12 protein-coding genes are annotated in these 20,770 nt (G+C 52.7%); 1 reads left to right on the top strand and 11 read right to left on the bottom strand.

Annotated features, from left to right (window positions below; all coding sequences use genetic code 11):
• Positions 1-19: 19 nt before the first annotated feature.
• The gene (gene metG, locus E6072_RS07385; protein WP_316694801.1) at positions 20-1,822 is read right to left on the bottom strand and encodes a methionine--tRNA ligase; all 1,803 of its coding nucleotides are present in this window, start codon (positions 1,820-1,822) and stop codon (positions 20-22) included.
• A 52-nt stretch (positions 1,823-1,874) separates the two neighbouring features.
• A complete protein-coding gene (rsmI, locus tag E6072_RS07390; protein ID WP_316694802.1) occupies positions 1,875-2,723 on the bottom strand; it encodes a 16S rRNA (cytidine(1402)-2'-O)-methyltransferase in 849 nt (282 codons plus the stop codon).
• 10 nt (positions 2,724-2,733) lie between these two features.
• On the opposite strand from rsmI, the gene E6072_RS07395 reads away from it, so the two are divergent.
• Positions 2,734-4,503, top strand: coding sequence for a phospholipid carrier-dependent glycosyltransferase (locus E6072_RS07395; protein ID WP_316694803.1), 1,770 nt, complete (start codon positions 2,734-2,736; stop codon positions 4,501-4,503).
• A 65-nt stretch (positions 4,504-4,568) separates the two neighbouring features.
• On the opposite strand, the gene E6072_RS07400 is transcribed toward E6072_RS07395, so the two are convergent.
• The 9 genes from E6072_RS07400 to mfd all read right to left on the bottom strand — a co-directional run bounded on the left by E6072_RS07400 (position 4,569) and on the right by mfd (position 20,692).
• Positions 4,569-5,567, bottom strand: a complete 999-nt coding sequence (locus tag E6072_RS07400) for a Ppx/GppA phosphatase family protein (RefSeq protein WP_316694804.1) — start codon at positions 5,565-5,567, stop codon at positions 4,569-4,571.
• Positions 5,568-5,697: 130 nt separating this feature from the next.
• Positions 5,698-6,225 carry a DUF501 domain-containing protein gene (locus E6072_RS07405; RefSeq protein ID WP_316694806.1) on the bottom strand — a complete coding sequence of 176 codons (528 nt, stop codon included), beginning with the start codon at positions 6,223-6,225 and terminating at the stop codon, positions 5,698-5,700.
• On the bottom strand, positions 6,222-6,830 hold the full coding sequence (locus tag E6072_RS07410) for a septum formation initiator family protein (RefSeq protein WP_316694808.1): 609 nt from the start codon (positions 6,828-6,830) through the stop codon (positions 6,222-6,224). Before E6072_RS07410 ends, E6072_RS07405 begins: the two co-directional genes overlap by 4 nt.
• Before the next feature lie 75 nt (positions 6,831-6,905).
• A complete protein-coding gene (locus E6072_RS07415) occupies positions 6,906-10,526 on the bottom strand; it encodes a right-handed parallel beta-helix repeat-containing protein (RefSeq protein WP_316694810.1) in 3,621 nt (1,206 codons plus the stop codon).
• A 31-nt stretch (positions 10,527-10,557) separates the two neighbouring features.
• On the bottom strand, positions 10,558-11,367 hold the full coding sequence (locus E6072_RS07420; protein ID WP_316694812.1) for a hypothetical protein: 810 nt from the start codon (positions 11,365-11,367) through the stop codon (positions 10,558-10,560).
• Between the two features lie 155 nt (positions 11,368-11,522).
• Entirely contained in the window at positions 11,523-14,339 is a 2,817-nt protein-coding gene (locus E6072_RS07425) for a GDSL-type esterase/lipase family protein (protein WP_316694814.1), read from the bottom strand.
• Between the two features lie 445 nt (positions 14,340-14,784).
• Positions 14,785-16,065 carry a phosphopyruvate hydratase gene (gene eno, locus E6072_RS07430; protein WP_316694816.1) on the bottom strand — a complete coding sequence of 427 codons (1,281 nt, stop codon included), beginning with the start codon at positions 16,063-16,065 and terminating at the stop codon, positions 14,785-14,787.
• Positions 16,066-16,178: 113 nt separating this feature from the next.
• On the bottom strand, positions 16,179-16,883 hold the full coding sequence (locus E6072_RS07435; RefSeq protein ID WP_316694818.1) for a hypothetical protein: 705 nt from the start codon (positions 16,881-16,883) through the stop codon (positions 16,179-16,181).
• Between the two features lie 59 nt (positions 16,884-16,942).
• A complete protein-coding gene (gene mfd, locus E6072_RS07440; protein WP_316694819.1) occupies positions 16,943-20,692 on the bottom strand; it encodes a transcription-repair coupling factor in 3,750 nt (1,249 codons plus the stop codon).
• Between the last annotated feature and the right edge of the window lie 78 nt (positions 20,693-20,770).

Raw genomic sequence — 20,770 nt, forward strand, 5'->3', positions numbered from 1 at the left:
CTCCTTTACGCCCCGACTCTTAAGCGAGCCTGGCTAATTCCTCTTCTATAATCTCAGGTTCTAGCTTCTGAAACACGGGTTTGGGTTTAGAAACTGACCTTCCGATTTGAATTTCGTGCCTGCCCCAATGTGGAACGTCGCTGTAATCGCCCGTAATAATGGGGTAGGTGAAATCTGAACCGTCTTCTCTAGTTTGGTCTAAATCTTTAACTTCTTCAATACGAGGCATGGGGGCAATCTCCCCTTGCCCGCCGAACACCCGGTCGATAGCATTAGCCGAGGACGGTAAAAACGGTGAAAACATAAGATTCAGATCCGCAATTACCTGCGCTAATACCCACAATATCGTGTGCAGACGCTCCTGTGTCTCCGGAGTTTTCAATTTGAAGGGCTCAGTGGCGGCTACATATTGATTCGCTAGTGACACCAGATGCATAATCTGCTGCAGCGCTGCCTTTTGCCGATGAGTGGCAATCAGTTCCCCTACCTCAGAAAACCCAGCTTCTACCTGGTCTAAGAGCTGCTGATCTTCAGGTTGTAGCTGCCCAGGCTGAGGAATCGCTCCCACTCGTTTATGGATCATCGAAGCCACGCGGTTAACCAGGTTCCCCCAGGCCGCTACCAGTTCGTCATTAGTGCGGCGCACGAACTCCGCCCAGGTAAAGTCAGCATCCTGGTTTTCGGGACCAGCTGCGGAAATAAAGTAGCGCAAGGCATCGGCCTGGTAGCGCGAAAGCATATCCCGCACATAAATCACCACGGATTTTGAGGTAGAGAACTTCTTACCCTCCATAGTTAGGAACTCCGAAGAGACTACCTCCGTGGGCAGGTTGAGCCGCCCCATTTCTCCGGGCTCCCCGCCGCGCTCGCCCTCGCCGTTATATCCGAGTAGCTCCGCTGGCCAAACCTGGGAGTGGAAAACGATATTGTCTTTTCCCATAAAGTAATAGGAGCGCGCCTGCGGGTCATTCCACCATTCCCGCCAACGTTCTGGCTGACCGATGCGCCGCGCCCACTCGATACTGGCAGATAGATATCCCACCACTGCGTCAAACCACACATATAGGCGCTTGCTGGGCTGATCTTCCCAACCGGGAACCGGTATCCCCCAGTCAATATCGCGGGTCATGGCACGGGGTTTAATTTCCGCCAAAATATTTTTGGAAAAGCGGATCACGTTGGGTCGCCAAGTTCCCGAGGCCTCGCGTTCATCGAGCCATTTTCCGAGGGCGTCCGCGAGGGCGGGCAAATCCAAGAAATAGTGAGAGGTTTCCTCAAACTTGGGGGTTTCTCCATTGATTTTTGAAACTGGGTCAATCAAATCGATGGGATCTAGCTGTTTACCACAGTTGTCACATTGATCTCCGCGTGCCCCGCTGGCTCCACACAGCGGGCAGGTACCTTCGATATAGCGGTCAGGTAGCGCCCGGCCATTAGAGGGACTAATCGCGGCCATGGCTCGCTTTTCAATCAGGTAGCCATTGTCACGTACCTGCGCAAACATGGCTTTGGTGACGGTAATATGATTACCGGTAGTAGTGCGGGTGAATAGGTCATAGGACAGCCCCAGATTGACCAAATCCTCTACGATTAGCCGGTTGTTGCGGTCAGCGAGTTCTTGGGGCGAAATTCCCTCTGCCTCTGCCTGCACCAAAATCGGGGTACCGTGTTCATCGGTTCCCGACACCATTAATACCTCATGTCCCGCCATTCGCATATAGCGGCTGAAAACATCGGAGGGGACGCCAAAACCGGCTACGTGTCCAATATGACGTGGACCATTGGCGTAAGGCCAAGCAACAGCGGATAAAACATGAGTCATACCCCTATCCTAATGCCCCATTGCCGGAAGCAAAATATACCTAAAGACCTGGTTATTTTCGCTCCGCAAGCGCCTGGTTATAAAGCACCTTGGAACTGAGCCCGCTTTGGGCTGCTACCGCTTTAGCGGCATCTTTTAGTCTTTCGCCGTCCCCTACCCGGTCAAGGACAAGCCTGACTGCTTCCGTAGGCGTCAAGGGAGTTTGCGGCGCGGCTCCTGCCACCACCAGCACGATTTCTCCGCGCACCTCGCTAGCTTTTTCTTTAAGTTCTCCGAGGGTGCCTCGCCACACGTCCTCATGCATCTTGGTGAGTTCCCGGCAGACCGCAGCCCGACGAACAACGCCAAAAACCTGGGCAAGTGCCTCCAAAGTTGCTGCTAACCGTCGGGGGGATTCCAAGAAAATCATGGTGCGTTCCTCGCTAGAAAGCTCCTCTAACCGCCGCTTTAAGGCAGTTTGCTTGCGGGGCAAAAAACCTTCAAAGCAAAAGCGATCCGTGGGCAACCCGGAGAGGGCGAGGGCGAGCAGGGGGGCAGACGGGCCAGGCAGGACTGTCAGCGGCACCCCGCGCGCTATCGCCACCTGCACAATCACATAACCGGGGTCAGAAACCGTAGGCATTCCCGCATCCGTTACCAACAGAACTCGCTGACCATCAGCGGCGGAAGAAACTATTTGTTCGGCTTTCGCCTGTTCATTATGTTCATGACAGGAAATTAAGGGGGCGTGCCGAGTTACTCCCAGGCGCTCGCGCAGCAGCCCAGTGCGGCGGGTATCTTCGGCCGCAATCAGGTCCGCCTGTTCAAAAGCGCTAACCAGGCGGGGGGTAGCATCAGCGAGATTACCAATCGGGGTGGCAGCTAAAGCGATGACGCCTGCATCCCAAGAAAACTGTTCCACTCTCACAATTATGCCCTATCCGGATAATATCGAGTACATGCAAGCAATGCCTGGACGTCCCGCTCCGCCCCCACCGGCAGCGGCACGAAAAACTTTGACGACAAGCGACAAGGTCAAACCTAAATCCCACCGCAGGCGTCCACTCGCCCCTTCGTGGACTTCTGTTACCTCACTGCCTCGCCTCTACCTGCGCGGATGGCGCGGGCAGCGAGACACAGAGGCAATCAACAACCGGCGATCCTGGATAGTTACCGTTATCGCCTGCGTGGTAGCCGCTATCGCGCGCTTACCCCGCCTGGATGCCACCCGCAAACTGATTTTCGATGAAACCTACTACGTAAAAGATGCCTATTCGCTGTGGCATTTTGGGTACGAAACAAACTGGCCCAAAGGAGGAGACGTTAAGTTCGCAGCCGGGGATTTTGCGGCAGCCACCTCCGATCCGGCATTCGTAGTACATCCTCCCCTGGGTAAATGGATTATTGGGCTGGGGATGAAGCTTTTTGGCTGGTCTAATCCGTTCGGCTGGCGGATTGCGGCCGCTGTTTGCGGGATTATCTTGGTGTATCTAACTTGCCGTCTAGCTTGGGCATTATTTGACTCTTGGATTCTCACCGGTATTGCCGGGATTTTTATCGCCACCGACGGAGTAGCGATTTCCCTCTCGCGCGTAGGTCTCTTAGATGGGATCTTAGCTGTGCTTTGCCTGGCTGGGGTGCTGTGCGTGGTTTATGACCAACTGCAGGTGCGCCGAAGGATGGCTCGCGAGTTGTTGGGAGCGCAGCTCGGCAACGACCTGGCGGGAGTGCGCTGGTGGCTGGTAGCAGCGGGGGTCTGGCTAGGATGTGCCTGTGCGGTGAAATGGTCCGGACTTTACCTGTTGGCGGTGTGCGGTATTTTCGTGTTCTTGCGGGATCTAACTTTGAGGCTTTCGGTGCTGCGGATATCCCCTAGCGCGCTCAGTAAGCAATACCCCGGTATTAAAGGTAAGCAACGTGCTTGGCTGGGGGCGATTCTTCGAGGAGGTCTGCCGTCGTTCGCACAGCTAGTCTTAGTAGCCGTCGCGGTGTATTTGCTGAACTGGTGGAACTGGTTTACCCACCCTGACGCCTGGGGGCATGGGAAGACGGCCTCCGCGGCCGGAGATTCCTCTTGGTTAGATCCGATTTCTGATTACGTCACCTATATGAGTGAAGTGATGAAGTTCCACACTGGGGTAACCAGTAAACACCCCTATCAATCCTATCCGTGGCAATGGCTGATTAATCAGCGCCCTACCTCGATGCTTTTCGAAAAACCGCATGGCGATAATGGGGATTTCACGGTGGAAGCTATGTCCTCGCTGGGTAACCCGATGCTGTGGTGGGTAGGAGTAATCGCCCTGGCAGTGATTATTTACTGTACCTTCGTTCGCCGTGACTGGCGTGCGGGAGTAATCCTGGTAGGCTACCTGGGACTGTGGGCACCCTGGCTCCTGTACTGGTATCGCACCATTTTCATGTTCTATATGGTGGTGCTAACTCCCTTCCTAGCTTTAGCGGTTACCTATCTGATTGGGCTTTTACTGGGGCTGCTGCGCCCTATGCCCGAGCCGCTGATAGCGTGCCGAGATCAGCTAGTTGCCCCTCCGCGACGCACTCCCGATATCGCGGTTTCGATGGGGATTGCCCTGGTTATCGTGATTTTGTTGGTCGCGCTATTCTTCTACCCGGTGGTTAGTGGGATGCCGATTCCCTATTCACATTGGGGTTGGCGTATGTGGTTTAGCTCCTGGATTTAGGAACCCTCACCTCGTCTGTGCAGCCTTTATCTCGACTGCTTAATAGGATGGGTTTAGCTAGAACCCTAGGGCAAGATTGACAGGGCGATACCGTCTAAAATATCGGTTTCGGAGGTAAGAATTTCTTTTAATCCGGATCCGTCTACCTCGATTTCCCCGTTGATACGTTCAATAATTCGTGACCACACCAGCGCACCTGCGCCGATAACATCGGCGCGTCCGGTGGGCATATACCCTAGGGCAGCGCGCACGGTAACCGGCTGATTCATCATCCAGTTACAGGAACTCAACATTTGCGCGGGCGTTATTCGCGAGCCATGGATTTTTTCGGGCTGGTATTCTTCTAAGCCGAGGGCGTGAGCGGTAATGGTAGTGACCGTTCCGGCTACCCCAATCAGGGTGCGGGCGCGGGCCAACCCCAGTTTCTGATCAGCCTCATCTATCAGTTCATCAATTGCGGAAGTAGCTTTTATTACGGCTTTCGCCATGCCGGGAGTCTCGCGGGGATCCAGGGAGCCGTCCCCGCGTTTAGCTTCGGCAATCACCGGCGCCAGGTAGCGCTCAAACACCCGCACCGAACCCATATTGGTGGAAATAGTGTCTATTACCTTCCCGCGCTGACCTAAAACGAACTCGGTAGACCCGCCGCCAATATCTACCAGCAGTACCGGCTCGTCCTCGTCTTTAAAGGAGGAGGTAGCACCGGAAAAAGATAGGGTTGCTTCTTCATCTCCGGAAATAACTTCGGGGATTACCCCTAGGCGTTCCTTAATACCGGAGAAAAATTCCTCCCGGTTTTTCGCGTCTCGGCTGGCGGAGGTGGCAACAAAACGAATCTTGTCCACCCCGTATTCGGAGATAATCTGTGCATATTCTTCTGTGGCTGCAAAGGTGCGTTCTAGGGCTGCCGGTGCGAACTGCCCGGTTTTATCGATTCCCTCCCCCAGGCGCACTATCCGCATCTGCCGGGTTAGTACCTCTAAGGGCGCGTCCGGGGCTTCTCGGCGCGCAATGATTAAACGAATCGAGTTGGTGCCACAATCAATACCTGCAACTAATGCCATAGCCCTATTTTTTCACGGATTCAGATTCCTGACTAACAGGAGACCTGACCAAAAACTATGGGTCGAAGGTATTTCTTGCCAAGACAGCGATGCGTAAACACACCCCATTTTCGATGGGGAAAACCTGCGCCTATTCACAGTAGCAGTGCTCGCTGTCCCATAGGGCGGTGACTTTCAGGTCAGCTAGCGCTAAATCACCTATGGGATTTACTTTTTTGCCGCAAGCGAGGGTTTGGGCAGCGAGGGCGTGTAGGCATTTGACCCGCTCAGGCATTCCGCCTGCGCTGATTCCGGCGATTTCTGCGACCTGTCCAATTCCAGTTTCTTCACCTAGGGCGTTTCTAGCCTCGATATAGGAAACATGAGCGCGGCGATACGCCTTAGCGACATCTTCGTCCTCGGACAGCAACTGCTGATAGTCAGCCATTTTCCCGGAGGCTTCCAAGGTGGATAGGGCGCGCACCAAGCTGGGGAGAGTCAAATACAAGGTCGTAGGGAAGGGGGAACCGTCCTCTAGGCGCGGCGCGGTCGCCACTACCGCGGGTCGGCCGCACACGCAACGCGCAGCTACTCCCACTACCCCCCGAGGAATCCTCCCTAACTGCGAAGATAGGGTTTCCAGGTCGGCGGGGGTGGCTTCGTCAAGTTCAAAACTCACTTCTTTTTTGCCTTTTCTTGTTCAGGGGTAGCTCCCGGGGCGGGTTGAGGACGTGTTTGAGTCGAGGATTCTTTAGAGGCTGTACTTTGCCCCGCCATTTTCACCGAGTGAGTAACCTCTAAGTACCAGGGGCGAGCCGGCAGTTTCTCTAGTTTTGCTTCCTGGCGTGCCTGATAGTCTTTGCCGGGATCTACTACCGCATAGCGGGTTTCACCCGGTTTTACGTAACCGAGGCGCTCGCGCGCCTGTTGGGTTAGATAATCCGAGTTATTCCAAAGTTCTAATTCTTTATGCAGTTCTCGGTTTTCTTGTTTCGCCGCCACCAGTTGTGCATGCACCTTGTTACGTTGTTCCAGCTGGCTTACCAGATCAAACAAGGGAGCCCCCACTAGTAGCAAAAACATGGAAGCAACCACCAGGATGGTACCCACAGTTACCGAAAAACGGGAACCTACTTTGACCCGCCGGTTAGCTGCTTTAACCACCGGGGAACGTCCCCGATTGCGCCTAGCGGTGCGCACCAACGGAGAAACTGACCGGAAAGCAGAGCCCTGCTTACGGGTATTCTCTCTTTGCACACTTTTAGGCGGTTGCGGAGACTTCACGCCTTCATTATTTCATCATTATTGACAAATAGCGCTCCGGCATTCTGAGAGGTCGAGTATTCAGCGCGATTGCTATTACTCCTTAGCACGTCGCCGAACAATCACCATTCCCGCAGCCCCAAGCGTTAAAGCTACGATAGCTGCCATGCCTGCCAGGCTACCAGTATTAACCAGGGAACCCCGATTCTGTCTGACCGCAGTAGTCGGGTTGTTGGGGTTTTGTTTCTTCCCATCAGCGACTGTTCCGCTGTCAGGCTGAGTCGGATTATCCGAGGGCACTGTTCCCGGTTTCTCGGGGTCAGTTCCTGGCTTGGGATCGTCCTTCTGGTCAGCGGTAAATGTCCACTTCACCGCGCGGGTAGCTGCAAATGAATAACCATCACTAGCGGTCGCGGTTACTGTCACCGTTTTACCGGGAGCCACCGTCTGATTCTGCGCGTCATAGCTCACGCCGACCGTGGTGGGAATCTGAAGTTTTCCAGTGTCACTGGCAAATTCAGGGGTCGCTGGCACCGTAAATTTCCATTCAGTGGTGGCACTTTCTCCCAGTTTGTAACCGGCTTTCGCTTTTAGGGTCACAACCACGGGGCCGGCCGGGTAGCTATCAGCTAACGCGGCTCCATTAACCAGATATTCGATACCTTCAACCTGTGGCAAAGTCACTTTACCGCTAACTTCGTTTCCGGTAAGGCTCAGGGCAAATCCGGGAACTTTACCTTCTACGTATCCTTTATCGGTTTGCGGATTTTGACCCGGAGTTGGAGTATCCGGTTCGCCGGTGTCAGTTCCCGGTTTCACGGGGATAACTTCCGTATCTACTGTGCGATCAATATAGGTGATAGTGGGACTAACGAACATCGATGGTTGGGCGGGATTGCCGGTAGATTCGGCAACTACCCGCACAAAGTCCCCTTTAGAAACCCGTAAAGCATTCGCGTCATTGGCGGTGAAATTAAATTCTCCATCCGGGCGAATATCTTTCTTTGCTAAAGTCAAAGAACGTTTTTCGATTCCGTTGACCAGCAGTTTCACGGTGACTGTCCCGCCGGTAGCATCCCCTTGACGCAAGAATGGTTCTGCAGGTTTACCTGCCGCCGCATCCTTAACTTTGAAAGTAATATAACCGGTCTTGGGAGCCCGCCACGCCATTGCGGTTGCGCCCGCAGATGTCGGGGAATCAGAAAGTAAACCGTTAAGAGCGCTCCGGTCGGCGGGAGCTAGTTGAGCCCCGTTAATACCCGGCCCGTAATACCCGTCTACCTGCCAGTTCGGCCATGCAGGGTCAGCTTTATCGATATTTACCCATTTACCATTAGCACCTGTCTGCTTTTGCCCAAACCAGACATTGCCTTGCACGTTATGGGTGTAGTCATCCAGCCAGCTATACACGTTATCTATAGACAGCGGAAACTCGCTGGTAACTTTGCCATCTAAAGAGGTAATCTTTAGTTTCATTCCCGCTGCCACCAGTGCGTCCTCTGCCTGAGCGTTACCGGCAGTATCAACTATTTGTGCTTTACCCTCTACAGTTAGGTTAGAGAGCACTTCTGCGATGGTGCTGGGACTCTTTTCAGTTGAGGGAACGTGGATAGTATTTCCCGCTTTATAGGCACCATTCTTGCTGGGTACGGTTTGTCCGTCAGTTACCTGATAGGTGGTGCTAACCAGTTTTGCGCTATCGGTAACGGTTGCTGGCGGGAGCGGTTTTTGATTGGTAGAGACTGCCCCAATATCAAAGGTGTTGGCAGTGCGACCAAAGAAATCAGTACCTAAAGCAAAGCCGTTATCGTCAGTTATTCCTTTACCTTTCCCAATTGCTGGCGAGTTAGCGGCTAGCTTGTAACCATCAAAGACCGTGGTCTTGGCATCCGCTGCGGCATAACTTAACCCGGGGAAATAGTGGGGGTGTGCTTTCATGTCAGTGGCAGCATCACTGGGAGCTTTCCCGGGATCTGCCAGGACTGCGCTGCCTTTACTTACTTTTACGGGATTCTGGTCGCTAGCGGGATAGTTAGCGTAGTTGTAGTAAAGGTTATGCGAGTAAGTTACCTTGGCATTCCCATCAATATCTTTTGGATTCCAGGTGATATGCCCTAGGGGATTCCAAGATTCAGTGCGGGGTTGGTCACTCATATTGTAGAAAATATTATTTTCTACTTTCATCGTTCCTTGCTGAGCTTGCGCAGGGTGCAAAATCGAGGATCCTGATTTCAAATAGAAAGTATTGTTGTAAACATGCGCATTCGGATACTTTCCGCTATAGCTTGGAACCCAAAAAGTTGGTGAAAGCGCCCCGAGGGAATCGTTTTGCGCAATATTGAAACGGAAGGTGGAGTTTGCTGCCTGATCTCCGCAGAACATCACCGTTCCGCCAGAGTTATTGGCAGAATAGTTGTACTCGTAGACGGTACCGTCGCCTGAGTCCGCATCCCAGGGCATTCCGTCACCGTTACCTTTATCGGCATTTTGGGTATTGAAACCCTCGTTGAAGCGGAATACGGCATCTTTTGATTTCCACGGCCAAATGGAGGCAGCTACGCGCCCTCCCGTCTTAGCAAATTTTCCGGGAGTATCTTTCGCAAAAAGATAATCGGTAGTGTTCATCTGGGTAGCAATCTCGGTGGCTACATTGCTTTCAACTACCGGCTTATACCCGTACATGGCGGTAATCGCGTCACCACCGATATTCTTAATAAAGTTATGGCTGATTACCACATTTGTGGAACCATACTTGGTGATGTCCTCATCAGGAATCTGGATACGACTATCAACGGCAACGCTGGCGTAAGCACTGTAAACAGCGGCTATCCCCCAGCGTCCGGAGTTTTCTACCCGGTTATTGATAATCTGTAAGTCATTAAACCGGGGATATCCTTTCTCCGGTTTGTCCAAGGCAGGCTTAAATCCCGGAGCCTTACGTTCGGCAGCTGGTTTCATCTGGTCGCTGGCGATTAGGGAACTGAAATAAATCGCACCATTAACACTGTGTTTATTGTAGATATTACCTTTCACATCATGGACGTAAAGGTTCTTTAGCACCACATGATCTAAAGTTCCCTGGTTTTGAGCGATCCCGGCAATCCCGGTGCGGTCAAGGGCGCAGTTATCGTTATAGGCGCACCCATTTTCTTTTCCGCTGCCATCTTCAAGCCGTTTATTGGTGATTTCTAGGTCGCTAAGCTCGATATTTTCAGTATCTTTTAGCATTACGGTAGAAGAAACTGCATCCTTAGCCAGATAATGCTGACTGTGCCCCAAGGTCAAACCATAGTCCAGTTTCCACTGTCCCTGGCCATTAGCAGCAATTACCGGTTTAGTACCCTCGCCATATGCCGAAATCACCAGGGGCGCTCCATCACTATCTGCCTGGTAGGCACAGGTAGTGCCGTCATTAAACTTGAAAGATTTATCGCCACTGATACACAGATGCTGGTTGTTAAAGACATCCCCACGTTTTAACAGAATCTTGTCACCGGCATGCAGAGTCAGTTTATTGACAGCATCCAAGGTCTTAAGGGGTTTAGCCTCAGATTTTCCATCATTAGCGTCATTACCCGCTGCACTCACGTAATAGGTAGTGGCAGGAATAATTTCCGCCTGCACCGGGGCAGCCACTGCCGGCAAATGAGACAGGGCAACCAAACTGGTGGCAAGCACGGTGATACCGGTAGCTTTAGCAAGTTTCTTCAGGTTCATCTTTCCCCTATCGCCTGCTGGGTAACCAGCTCTATTTACTGAAAGTGTCTTTAACGAAAGCAACCACGCTTTCTTGATTTATCACCGTATCCATACCCTGAACCTGCTGAGCCAACAAGTCGTAATAAATCTGGGTACGAAGATCAACTTTGACGCTGGGTGAGATAATCTTCCACTTTTCTTCTTCCGAGAAAAGCTTAGCAATTTCTTCACCAAAATCCCAGGCGTTAGCCAAATAGTGATCTTTAACCTGTCGGTCACTAACCCTCATCCCGGGGGCTTGTTCAGCATTGATATATTGGTCGCGCAAACCGCTGACATATTTCGAAAGATAAACCGATAAACCAGGTTGCTCACCCTCGAGACTCTGATTCCGCGTGGCCGTTGCGTCGTCACTAGGGAAGCTACCCTCTCGCCAAGACTGCAGCGCCTCTTCCCAGGTGGGGGTGTTCATTTGTCCCCCTAGCACCGCCTGTTTATAAGCAGCGTGCTGCCCTTCTAATAAATGCACAGCCTGGCAAGCAGCATATGCAGCCGGTTTGCGGGCGCTCGCGCAAAACTTTTTACTGGCAGGCGAATACGCTTTTTGCACTACCAGCTGTTTACGTTCGTTCTCGGAGCTAGCCGTGGGGGCAGCGGTTAGACGGTTACATTTAGCTTGATTTTTTTGCCAAAAGTCAGCGCCAATAGAGTTTTCTTCGCCGGCGCAAGCCGCTACCGCCTGGGATTTAACCTCTGAGAGGGCGTATTTAAACTCGGCAGCGCCCACCTTTTGCCCGGCGATAGTTACCCCTGGCAGTTGGGGTTTTTCTTTGGTCGCTTCGGTATCTGAGCGCAGCATCCCCACAGCCCAGATAACACTCCCCACTAGAAGGCAAAGCGCTATCCCGATAAGTAAAGCGGCAGACGCCAACCTCCCCCCAGGAAACCTAGTGAGCCGTTTACGCTGATCCTTTAACTGATTTTTGGCTAACGCAGGTTTGCCGGCGCGCGATTTCATAGGCGCTTAAAGCGTAGGGCTACCCCCGCACCCGCAAATAACGCGGCCGCCAACAGATACCCCCAGGGGGAAGAACCGGTGCGGGCAAGATTACCTGCGGTAACGTCGCTAGCGGAGGATTGCTGCTGAGGGCGATTCTTCGACTTATCTAAGGAACCTGGCGTAGTCGGGTTAGCCTTTCCGGGGTTACCGCTAGGTTTATCCGTTGGTTTATCAGTAGCTTCCGGTTTAGGAGTATCAGTCCCTGGCTTAGGAGTATCACCACCGGGGCCTGGAGTTTCACCCTCACCAGGCTTATCGGGCTGGCTGGGATCTACTACCGGAGGTTTTGGTTTATCGCAATCCAAGTTTTCCCGAGTAGGCGCAGTCCAGCTCCAGATTGTTTGTACCCCGGCAGGAATGACGTATCCCGCTTCTGCTTCGGCTTTGATCCGCAGAGTTTGTCCGTAATCATAGGTGAACGCCCCACCAGCTTCGGGAGTTATTTCTTTACCATTTACAGTCACTGTATAGCGCACGCCCTCTTGCAGTTTAACCATGCCAGAGGGCTTTACGCTGCAGCTAACCGGGTCTTGAGCTGCGCCATCAACATTTGAGGAAGCCGCCGGGGTTACCAGTTTGGCTGCGGGATCGTAGTAGTTCAAAGCGGCGATTCTGCGCGCATTGGGAGCGGGAATCCCCGATTCTTTCAGCAAGAACTTGCCTAGCAGTAACTGTCCTTTGTGATTCAAGCTACCCCGGCTATCAACAATGTCACCATAGTTGGGGTTCTTTGCTTGCAGCTTTTGGAAGTATTGGTGAGCGTCAATTGCCGGTACTTCCTCGTCAGCAGCTATCTGTAACATCGCGTCGGCATATTCGTTGGCCTCGGCACTGGCTTCGGCAGGCGTAACTAGCACCACGCGGATTCCGTCTGCTTTCGCCTGGGCAACCAGCTGTTTGATATTGCTCTTAAAACTGTCAAGCGTTTCATAGGGCTGCCCGGCGGGATTTAGCGCATCGGGCATCAGGTATAGCACCTGCGGCTTATGTCGTTTTACCTGGCTGTCATATGCGGCTAGCATTTTGGCGGTGGTCTGCCCCGGATAGGACGAATTCACTACGAAACGCGAGCGAGCGGCAAGCTGCAGCCCGCTAGGGTTATTGTCACAACTATTACCGTTACATTCCCAGCTCACCACTTCGTCAAAAACTTCGGTGGCGGATTTAGCGGAAATATCGCCCTCGCCCCCATAGATAGAGTCCGAACCTAAAAATACCCAGGTGTTGGGGTCGCCCTGACCATTATGGATAAAGGGAGAAATCACCGCATTAACCGTAGCGGCACCGGCTTGTTCGGCTATTTGCTGTTCGCTCAATACCTGATCCGAAACCGCGACATAATCTAATACCCCGGAAAATGAGCTCTCGGGAGTGGGATTTGCCCCCACCCGCGCTGCGCACAAGGTTACATAATCTACCGAGAAGTTATTTAAGGTGAGGGCGTTAGCGCCGGCAACTCCCGCACCTTTCAACGGCAGTACTTTTACCCCATCCAGATAGTAGTCGGCAGTACCGTCAGTAATGTTTACGCTGACCGTATGGAATTTTCCGTCAGCGACGAGGGGATTTTGTAAAGTGAAACCGTCAAGCTTACCGGTTTTGAATTGACGCTGAACTTTAAACTTTCCACCCTCCGCAATATCTAGGCGCAGCTGCAGATTAGAGTCCTTGTCAGCAAAGGAAATAAGGGTTCCGGTCTGAGTAGAGGTGGCTTTGAAACGCACCGTAAAGTTCTGTTTTCCAAAGGATGCTACCTGAGCGGCTTGGTCATCCCTTATCTGCGGGGAGCAAGATTCACTGGTGGTCCGAGCGTGATTGAACACCAGGTTTGCCGGGTGTGGGGGCTGTTTCTTTAACACTTCGGGTACGTTTTGCGTCACTGGCACCTCGGTGAGGGGACTTCCATAACGCTCGACAGATGCTTTGGAAGTATTGGCTAGCGTTGAATCTTCATTCCAGATATTCAACTGCTTTACCAGGAATTTTGCCCACTCCAGATAGCCTTGCGCACTGGGATGTACCCCATCGCCTTGCATCCAGCCGTCAGAGTTATCTGACGCGTGCTCGGTTTGCCAGAACTTTTGGACATCCAGCAGAATCACTTTCTTTTCTGCTGCCACCTCCCGGACAGTTTGCATCCACGCATCGAAAGAGGCGTGTCGCCCGTCAGTGGGATAGTTTTGGGTTTGCAACACCGGAATTGCACCGGAGGCGCGAATCTGGGCGATAAAGTATTCGAGATTTTGTCGGTAAGTTTTTTGTTCAACCCGTTCCTTGGCAGGGGCATTTACCGAATCGTTCATCCCCAAAGCCAAAAAGACTACGTCAGCCCCTTTATCAAGGACAGATTGTTGGAAAGCTTGACGCAAATACCGGGTAGTCGAGTTAGCCACCCCGGTATTCATTACTAAATCGTTATTGCGCCCTATGCCATTAATAGGGGTCGAATGGAGATAAGAGTTGAAATACTCGCTGAAGCGCCGCAAACCTTCACTGGTATTAGCGCCATGAGTTATGGAATCACCAGTAAATAGCCAGGAAATAGGGTTTTCTTGCGTCAGTTTTGCCTGTAGTTTTTCCCAATCAGCTAAAGACTGGTTAGCTGCGGAAGCGGTATTTTCAGGAGTATTGGCTTTAACCTGTGTGGGCATTGCCCAGTTCGCAGCGGAAACAGTAGCAGCCCCGGCTGGGGTAGAAGACCCCGGACCGATACCAGAAAAAAGCATCGCAAAAGCTACGCTAGCTGCCGCTAAAGACTTCTTCATCTTCATATATCCCCAGTATTCTTCATTACCCGCTGCTCGTTTAGATTAATCGCGAAAAAATTTACGCCCTAAAGCGTCTATCCTGCGAGATTCGGTAGCGAGTTAGTTGATCTTCGGCTTCCTTGCTTATTACTTGTCTAACTCTAACCTTACTTTTGAGGTAAACCCCAAAAGCGCATGATTACCCCACAATGGTATCAACACTTTTTACCCGCACGAATGAAGGTATTTAACTTCTGATTTGGTTCCGTTTGAATAGCGGGAAATTCGGGATTGTCCCGAAGAAACCCGACAACGCGTTCGCGCGAACGCACATCGCGTGGATAAAACGAACAGATTTATCGGTGCCCTAATGCTTAAAAACAAAAAGGGGGTGGGTCGAAAGATATATCTTTCGACCCACCCCGGATGTTTTAAGCTAATTGCCTATCAGCTGTATAGGCATTGCAAACTAGGCTTTAAAACGCGGGAATGCGTTCCGCCCAGCATATACAGCAGCCTCACCCAGTTCGTCCTCGATACGGAGCAGCTGATTGTACTTCGCAACCCGCTCGCTGCGTGCCGGAGCACCGGTCTTAATCTGACCAGAGTTAGTGGCTACCGCCAGGTCAGCGATAGTTACGTCTTCAGTCTCGCCACTGCGGTGAGAAGTCATGGACTTGTAACCGGCGCGGTGAGCATCCTCAACCGCCTGTAGGGTTTCAGTCAGGCTGCCGATCTGGTTAACCTTAACCAGCAGAGCGTTAGCTACGCCCTCTTTAATGCCACGAGCCAGACGCTCCGGGTTGGTTACGAACAGGTCATCGCCGACCAACTGAACCTTGTCACCGATGTGCTCGGTCAAAGCTTTCCAAGCATCCCATTCGTCCTCCGATAGCGGATCCTCAATAGAAACAATCGGGTACTTGGCGACTAGTTCGTCGTAGTACTTCACCATGTAATCAGTGTCGCGAGGCTCGCCCTCGAACAGGTACTTGCCATCTTTGAAGAACTCGGAAGAAGCCACGTCCAGAGCCAAAGCCACATCTTTACCCGGCTCATATCCGGCTTTCTTGATCGCCTCACAAATCAGGTCGAGGGCTTCCGCATTGGAGTCCAGGTTGGGGGCGAAACCGCCCTCGTCACCCAAACCAGTAGATAGACCACGATCTTTAATAACGCCCTTCAAAGTGTGGTAGACCTCGGCGCCCATACGGAGAGCTTCCGCGAAAGAAGCAGCACCAATAGGGGCAATCATGAACTCTTGAATATCCACATTGGAGTCAGCGTGAGAACCACCGTTCAAAATATTCATCATCGGAACCGGCAGCACGTGGGCATTAGGGCCACCCAGGTACTTGAAGAGGGACACCCCTGCTTCCTCCGCTGCGGCATGAGCGACAGCCAAAGAAACACCCAAAATAGCGTTAGCGCCCAATTTGCCTTTGTTAGCAGTGCCGTCCAAATCCATCATCATCTGGTCGATCGCGCGCTGATCAAAAGCATCTTCACCGATTAGCTCCGGGGCAATATCATCCATTACCGCGTTAACTGCATCCTGAACACCTTTACCGAGGTAACGACCTTTATCGCCATCCCGGCGTTCCACGGCTTCAAAAGCGCCGGTAGAAGCCCCAGAAGGAACGGAAGCACGGGCAGAAGCACCCGAATCCAACAATACTTCCACCTCAACGGTGGGATTTCCTCGAGAATCAAGAATTTCACGGGCATTAATAGCAACGATTAGTGACACGGTCACGCTCCTTATAGATTTTGTTGATCACTTAACTACAGTCTACTGGAAGTAAAGGACGTCAGCAGGTTGCAAAAGTCCCTATCTTTAGGCGCAGACGGAAAGAAAACTGTTTACTTAACCGGCTGCGAGCCTTGCGGCATTTGCCTTTGCAGCGCTTGCTCCACTTTGGCAAAATTTTGCAGTTTCACCCCTGCACCCAGATCAGGCTCTAGCACTTGTATCCCGGTGCTATTCGACAATACCTGAGTTAATAGGGTGTTAATTTTCAATCCCTTAGCCTGCGCATCACCCTGTTTTTGCGCCGCCAGCAGTTTCGGCTGAATTCGCTTCGCTAAATCCGCAGATAACTTCCCCTGTTGCTGATCACTAGACAACTTTTGTAGCCGCCAGAAATCGAGGGTATCCGTAGAAAAGTCTGCATCCTTAATGCCTGCTGCTTCAGCCCCAGCAGCCAGCCACTTATTAATATCCGCATCGGTATATCCAGGCTGGTTACGCAGTTCTTCCCGGGCAACTTTCATCGCGGATGCCCAAGAGGCAAGGTATTGGGACGGTATCTCTCCACGCTCTAGGGAATCCCAAACAGCTTGCGGATACACTTCAGTTCCCAACTGTTTTTGTACTTGTGAACGCATCTGTTGCATATAGGATACGCGCTGTTCGTCAGTGGGAGTGGCCGCATTAATCTCCGCTGCCACCTGTTCGACCGGAAAACCATCTTTCGCGGTTTCAGCGTTGGAACATCCGCTAAGCCCCATCCCGAACAGAGCGGTGCCGGCGCAAATACCAATAACTCGAAGAACTTTGTTATTCATAAGACTGTCTTTCTGAAGCTAATAGCTAGGGTTAGCTTATCAAGAGGGCGCCCGCAGCTCTATTCTTGGGCATTAGAATTTATTTTTCCAAAGGGAGTAAGCACATGCTGTAGTAACTGTGCCACCCACTGGGCTAAAGGTTCATCATGCAGTGCCCCCTGCCCCAATTTTTCTCCTTTAGGAGCTGGCACCAAGATTTGGCGTACCGCCGGCTTAATCACCGTTCCCGGATGCAGTCGTTTAATCCGGAGCATTTGCGAATCCGCCAAGCTAATCGGGGCAAAACGTACAAAACGCCCTTGTGCCACAATTTCCTTAATCCCTAGGGCGCGCGCAGCCATCCGTAGCTTCGCCACCGTAAACAGTAGCTGAACATTTGCGGGCGGCACTCCGTAACGGTCAGTCATTTCTTCCCGCACCGCTTCCAGCTGTTCTTCTTCCCGCACGCTCGATAGCTTTTGATACATCTCTAGGCGCAGCCGCTCCGAATCCATATATTCAGGCGGAATATGGGCATCAATCGGCAGTTCAATCCGCACTTCACTTTCATCGTCTTGCGTTTCCTCGCCCTCTTTAAAACCGCGCACCGCCTCGGACACCATCCGGATATACAGGTCAAAACCAACCCCGGCGATATGGCCCGACTGCTGTCCCCCCAGCAGGTTTCCGGCTCCGCGAATCTCCAAATCTTTTTGCGCAACTGCCGTACCTGCCCCTAAATCGGTATTTGCGGCGATCGTTTGTAAGCGCTCATGGGCAGTTTCGGTTAGCGGTTTATCGCCCGGGTAGAAGAAATAGGCGTAGGCGCGTTCCCGCCCGCGCCCTACCCGTCCTCGTAATTGGTGTAGTTGGGAAAGCCCCATTCGATGCGCGCCGGAAACAATCAAGGTGTTAGCGTTGGAAATATCTAGCCCGGTTTCAACAATCGTGGTGCAAACTAGCACATCAGCCTGGTGGTTCCAGAAATCAACCATTACTTGTTCCAGTTGCTTTTCATGCATTTTGCCGTGCGCCACCGCGATCCTGGCTTCCGGAACCAGTTCCGCCAGATGCGCCGCTACCCGGTCGATCGATTCTACCCGGTTATGAACATAAAAAACCTGTCCGTCACGTAGCAGTTCCCGTCGGATCGCCGCCTTTACCTGCTTGTCCTGGTAAGCACCAACAAAAGTGAGCACCGGGTGGCGTTCTTCGGGGGGAGTCGAAAGGGTCGATAGTTCCCGAATCCCGGTCACCGCCATTTCTAGGGTGCGCGGAATTGGGGTAGCCGACATAGAGAGCACATCCACATTGGTGCGCAGGGCTTTCAAAGTTTCTTTATGTTCCACCCCGAAACGCTGCTCTTCATCAATAATCACCAGTCCCAGATTTTTAAACCCTACTTCCCCAGTAATCAAACTATGAGTTCCGATCACCAAATCGATTTCGCCGCCACGTAACTGGTCTTTGAGTTCTCGCGCCTGGGCAGGGGTAGAAAAACGCGACAGCTGCCCGATTTTTACCGGGAAGGGCGCGAAACGGTCACTAAAAGTTTCATAATGTTGTTTTACTAGCAGCGTGGTCGGCACTAGCAAGGCAACTTGGAACCCTTCTTGGATAGCTTTGAAGGCGGCGCGCACCGCCACTTCGGTTTTCCCGAACCCTACATCTCCGCTGAGCAGGCGATCCATAGGAGCCGGTTTTTCCATATCCGCCTTGACTTCATCGATGGTGGCGAGCTGGTCAGGAGTTTCCTGATACTCGAACGCGTCCTCGAGTTCCTTTTGCCAGGGAGTATCGGGACCGAAAGCGTGTCCTTTGGTGGCCTGACGGGCAGCGTAGAGCCGAATAAGTTCCGCCGCGATTTCCCGGGTGGCTTTACGGGCACGGTTCTTAGTTTTCGCCCAATCTGCTCCCCCCATTTTGTTTAGCTGCGGGGTATCCGAGCCGGCATAGCGGGAAACTAAATCCAAAGAGTCAGTGGGGACATAGAGCCGGTCACCAGCTTGTCCCCGCCGCGAAGGCGCATACTCCAACACCAGATATTCGCGGGTAACTGCGTCTTGACCTTTACCGATAGTGCGTTTGGTCATCTGCACGAAGCGTCCCACCCCATGCTGGGAGTGCACCACGTAATCCCCGGGCTTTAGAGACAGGGGATCAACGATGGTTTTTCCTCGCCGACTGGCCAGCTTGCGGGGAGCTTGTGCCAAGCGCGGAGAACGGCCAGTCAGATCAGCCTCTGCCAATACCAGCAGGTGCGAAGCTTTCAGCGTGAAACCAGCTGCGATTTTACCCGCGGTAACCAGCACACTTCCTTTTTCTATATCCGAGGAGGTAGCTAGGGTTGCTACTGCGCGGGCAGGCAGGCCTGCCTCGGAAAGATTAGCAGCGAATCGGCTGGCCAAGCCGCGTCCTGAACAGGAGACAATCACCTGCCAACCGGCGTTAAGATACTGCCCTAGTTCTTTAACTGCCTGATCAATCTGTCCGCGGTAGCCTTTTGTCGCCCTCGCGCCCATGCTGGTTTGACCGCCAAAAACATAGGTGGGTCGGGTAGTTTCGCTGAGCCCATTTTCTTCTTCGCCCCCGCTGAGCTCTTCCGTGAGTTTTTCGCTTTCAGCTGGTTCTTCCTCGTTTTCGGCAGCTAAAATATCTGCACTGGGTAGACCGGTGAGTTCCCACCACCCAAGACCCTTATCGAGAGCTTCTTGATTAAATTCATTGAGACTTTGGAGGGCGCGGGCAGCCTGTATCGGAATTTTTCCGCCTCCTGCCGCTGCTTGCCAAGCTGCCTGCTCAAATTCGTGGGAAGTCGCCAGCAAATCTGCGGCGCGGCGAGCTACTTTCCCCGGTTCGTCAATCACGATAGTGGTATTTTCGGGCAGCAAGGAAACCACGCTTTGCAGCCCGGGAGCCAACACCGGAGCTAAAGATTCCATCCCCTGTACCGCGATCCCCTGGCTGATCAGTTCTAACATATCGGCCACGCCTGGCAGGGAGGATTGCAGCTGGTTAGCGCGCTGCTTAACCTGGTCGGTCAACAGCAATTCCCGACAGGCCGGTGCCCACACCCCGGCAGGACTTTTTTCCAGGCTGCGCTGGTCTGAGAGGGAAAAGTAGTTTACTTCCTCTAGAGTGTCCCCAAAGAAATCTAAGCGCTGGGGGTGAGATTCCCCGGGTACGAATACGTCAACAATTCCTCCCCGCACCGCGAATTGTCCCCGGGTGGACACCAAATCGGTTTTCTCATATCCCAGGTCTAGGAGGCGGGCAGCCAGCTTGTCCAGAGGATAATCCTCGCCCTCTAGAATTCTTAGGGGCTCAATCTCGCTTAAACCGGCAACTACCGGCTGCAATAATGCCCTAATGGGAGCTACCAGAATAGAAATAGCTTCTCCAGGACCGCTGGTTTCCGGATGGTCCAGGCGACGCAGGGCGGCGATTCGCTGCGCCATAGTGTCGGCACGGGGAGACAGCCGTTCGTGCGGCAGGGTTTCCCAGGACGGGAAGCGGGCAACTCGGGGCAGGTATCCGGCCAATTCCGCCTCTACCTGTTCGGCGGCTCTGCCCGAGGCAGTTACGTAGAGGATCAGACCGCGCCGCTTTCCCTGAGCCGCCTCAGCCGGCGCAGCTTTCTTCGTATTTACTGATGAGAAAGGTAGTGGAGAAAAGCTTCCGCTACTTGCCTCGGTTTGCGCCGCGGCTGCTGCGAGCGGTGGCCTTACCCCGGTAGGACAGTGCAGAGACTGGACGCTATGGGGCTGGGAGAAGAACTTTTTAGCTGCCGGCTCACTAGCTACTTTTTCTACTACGGCTTGCAAACTCATCGTGTCTATCCTAGATGGGAGCGCTACTCAGTTCACTTTTGCCTGCTTACCCGGGCAGGATCAGGTACGAGGACGCTC

This window comes from Varibaculum cambriense, from assembly GCF_032557235.1.
In the GTDB taxonomy this organism is placed as follows: Bacteria; Actinomycetota; Actinomycetes; order Actinomycetales; family Actinomycetaceae; genus Varibaculum; species Varibaculum cambriense_C.

Excerpts from the sequence above, each read along its gene's own strand:
- metG (WP_316694801.1), bottom strand. The coding sequence starts at position 1,822 with ATGACTCATGTTTTATCCGCTGTTGCTTGGCCTTACGCCAATGGTCCA.
- E6072_RS07395 (WP_316694803.1), top strand. The coding sequence starts at position 2,734 with ATGCCCTATCCGGATAATATCGAGTACATGCAAGCAATGCCTGGACGT.
- E6072_RS07400 (WP_316694804.1), bottom strand. The coding sequence starts at position 5,567 with ATGGCATTAGTTGCAGGTATTGATTGTGGCACCAACTCGATTCGTTTA.
- E6072_RS07415 (WP_316694810.1), bottom strand. The coding sequence starts at position 10,526 with ATGAACCTGAAGAAACTTGCTAAAGCTACCGGTATCACCGTGCTTGCC.
- E6072_RS07420 (WP_316694812.1), bottom strand. The coding sequence starts at position 11,367 with ATGCTGCGCTCAGATACCGAAGCGACCAAAGAAAAACCCCAACTGCCA.
- E6072_RS07425 (WP_316694814.1), bottom strand. The coding sequence starts at position 14,339 with ATGAAGATGAAGAAGTCTTTAGCGGCAGCTAGCGTAGCTTTTGCGATG.
- E6072_RS07435 (WP_316694818.1), bottom strand. The coding sequence starts at position 16,883 with ATGAATAACAAAGTTCTTCGAGTTATTGGTATTTGCGCCGGCACCGCT.
- mfd (WP_316694819.1), bottom strand. The coding sequence starts at position 20,692 with ATGAGTTTGCAAGCCGTAGTAGAAAAAGTAGCTAGTGAGCCGGCAGCT.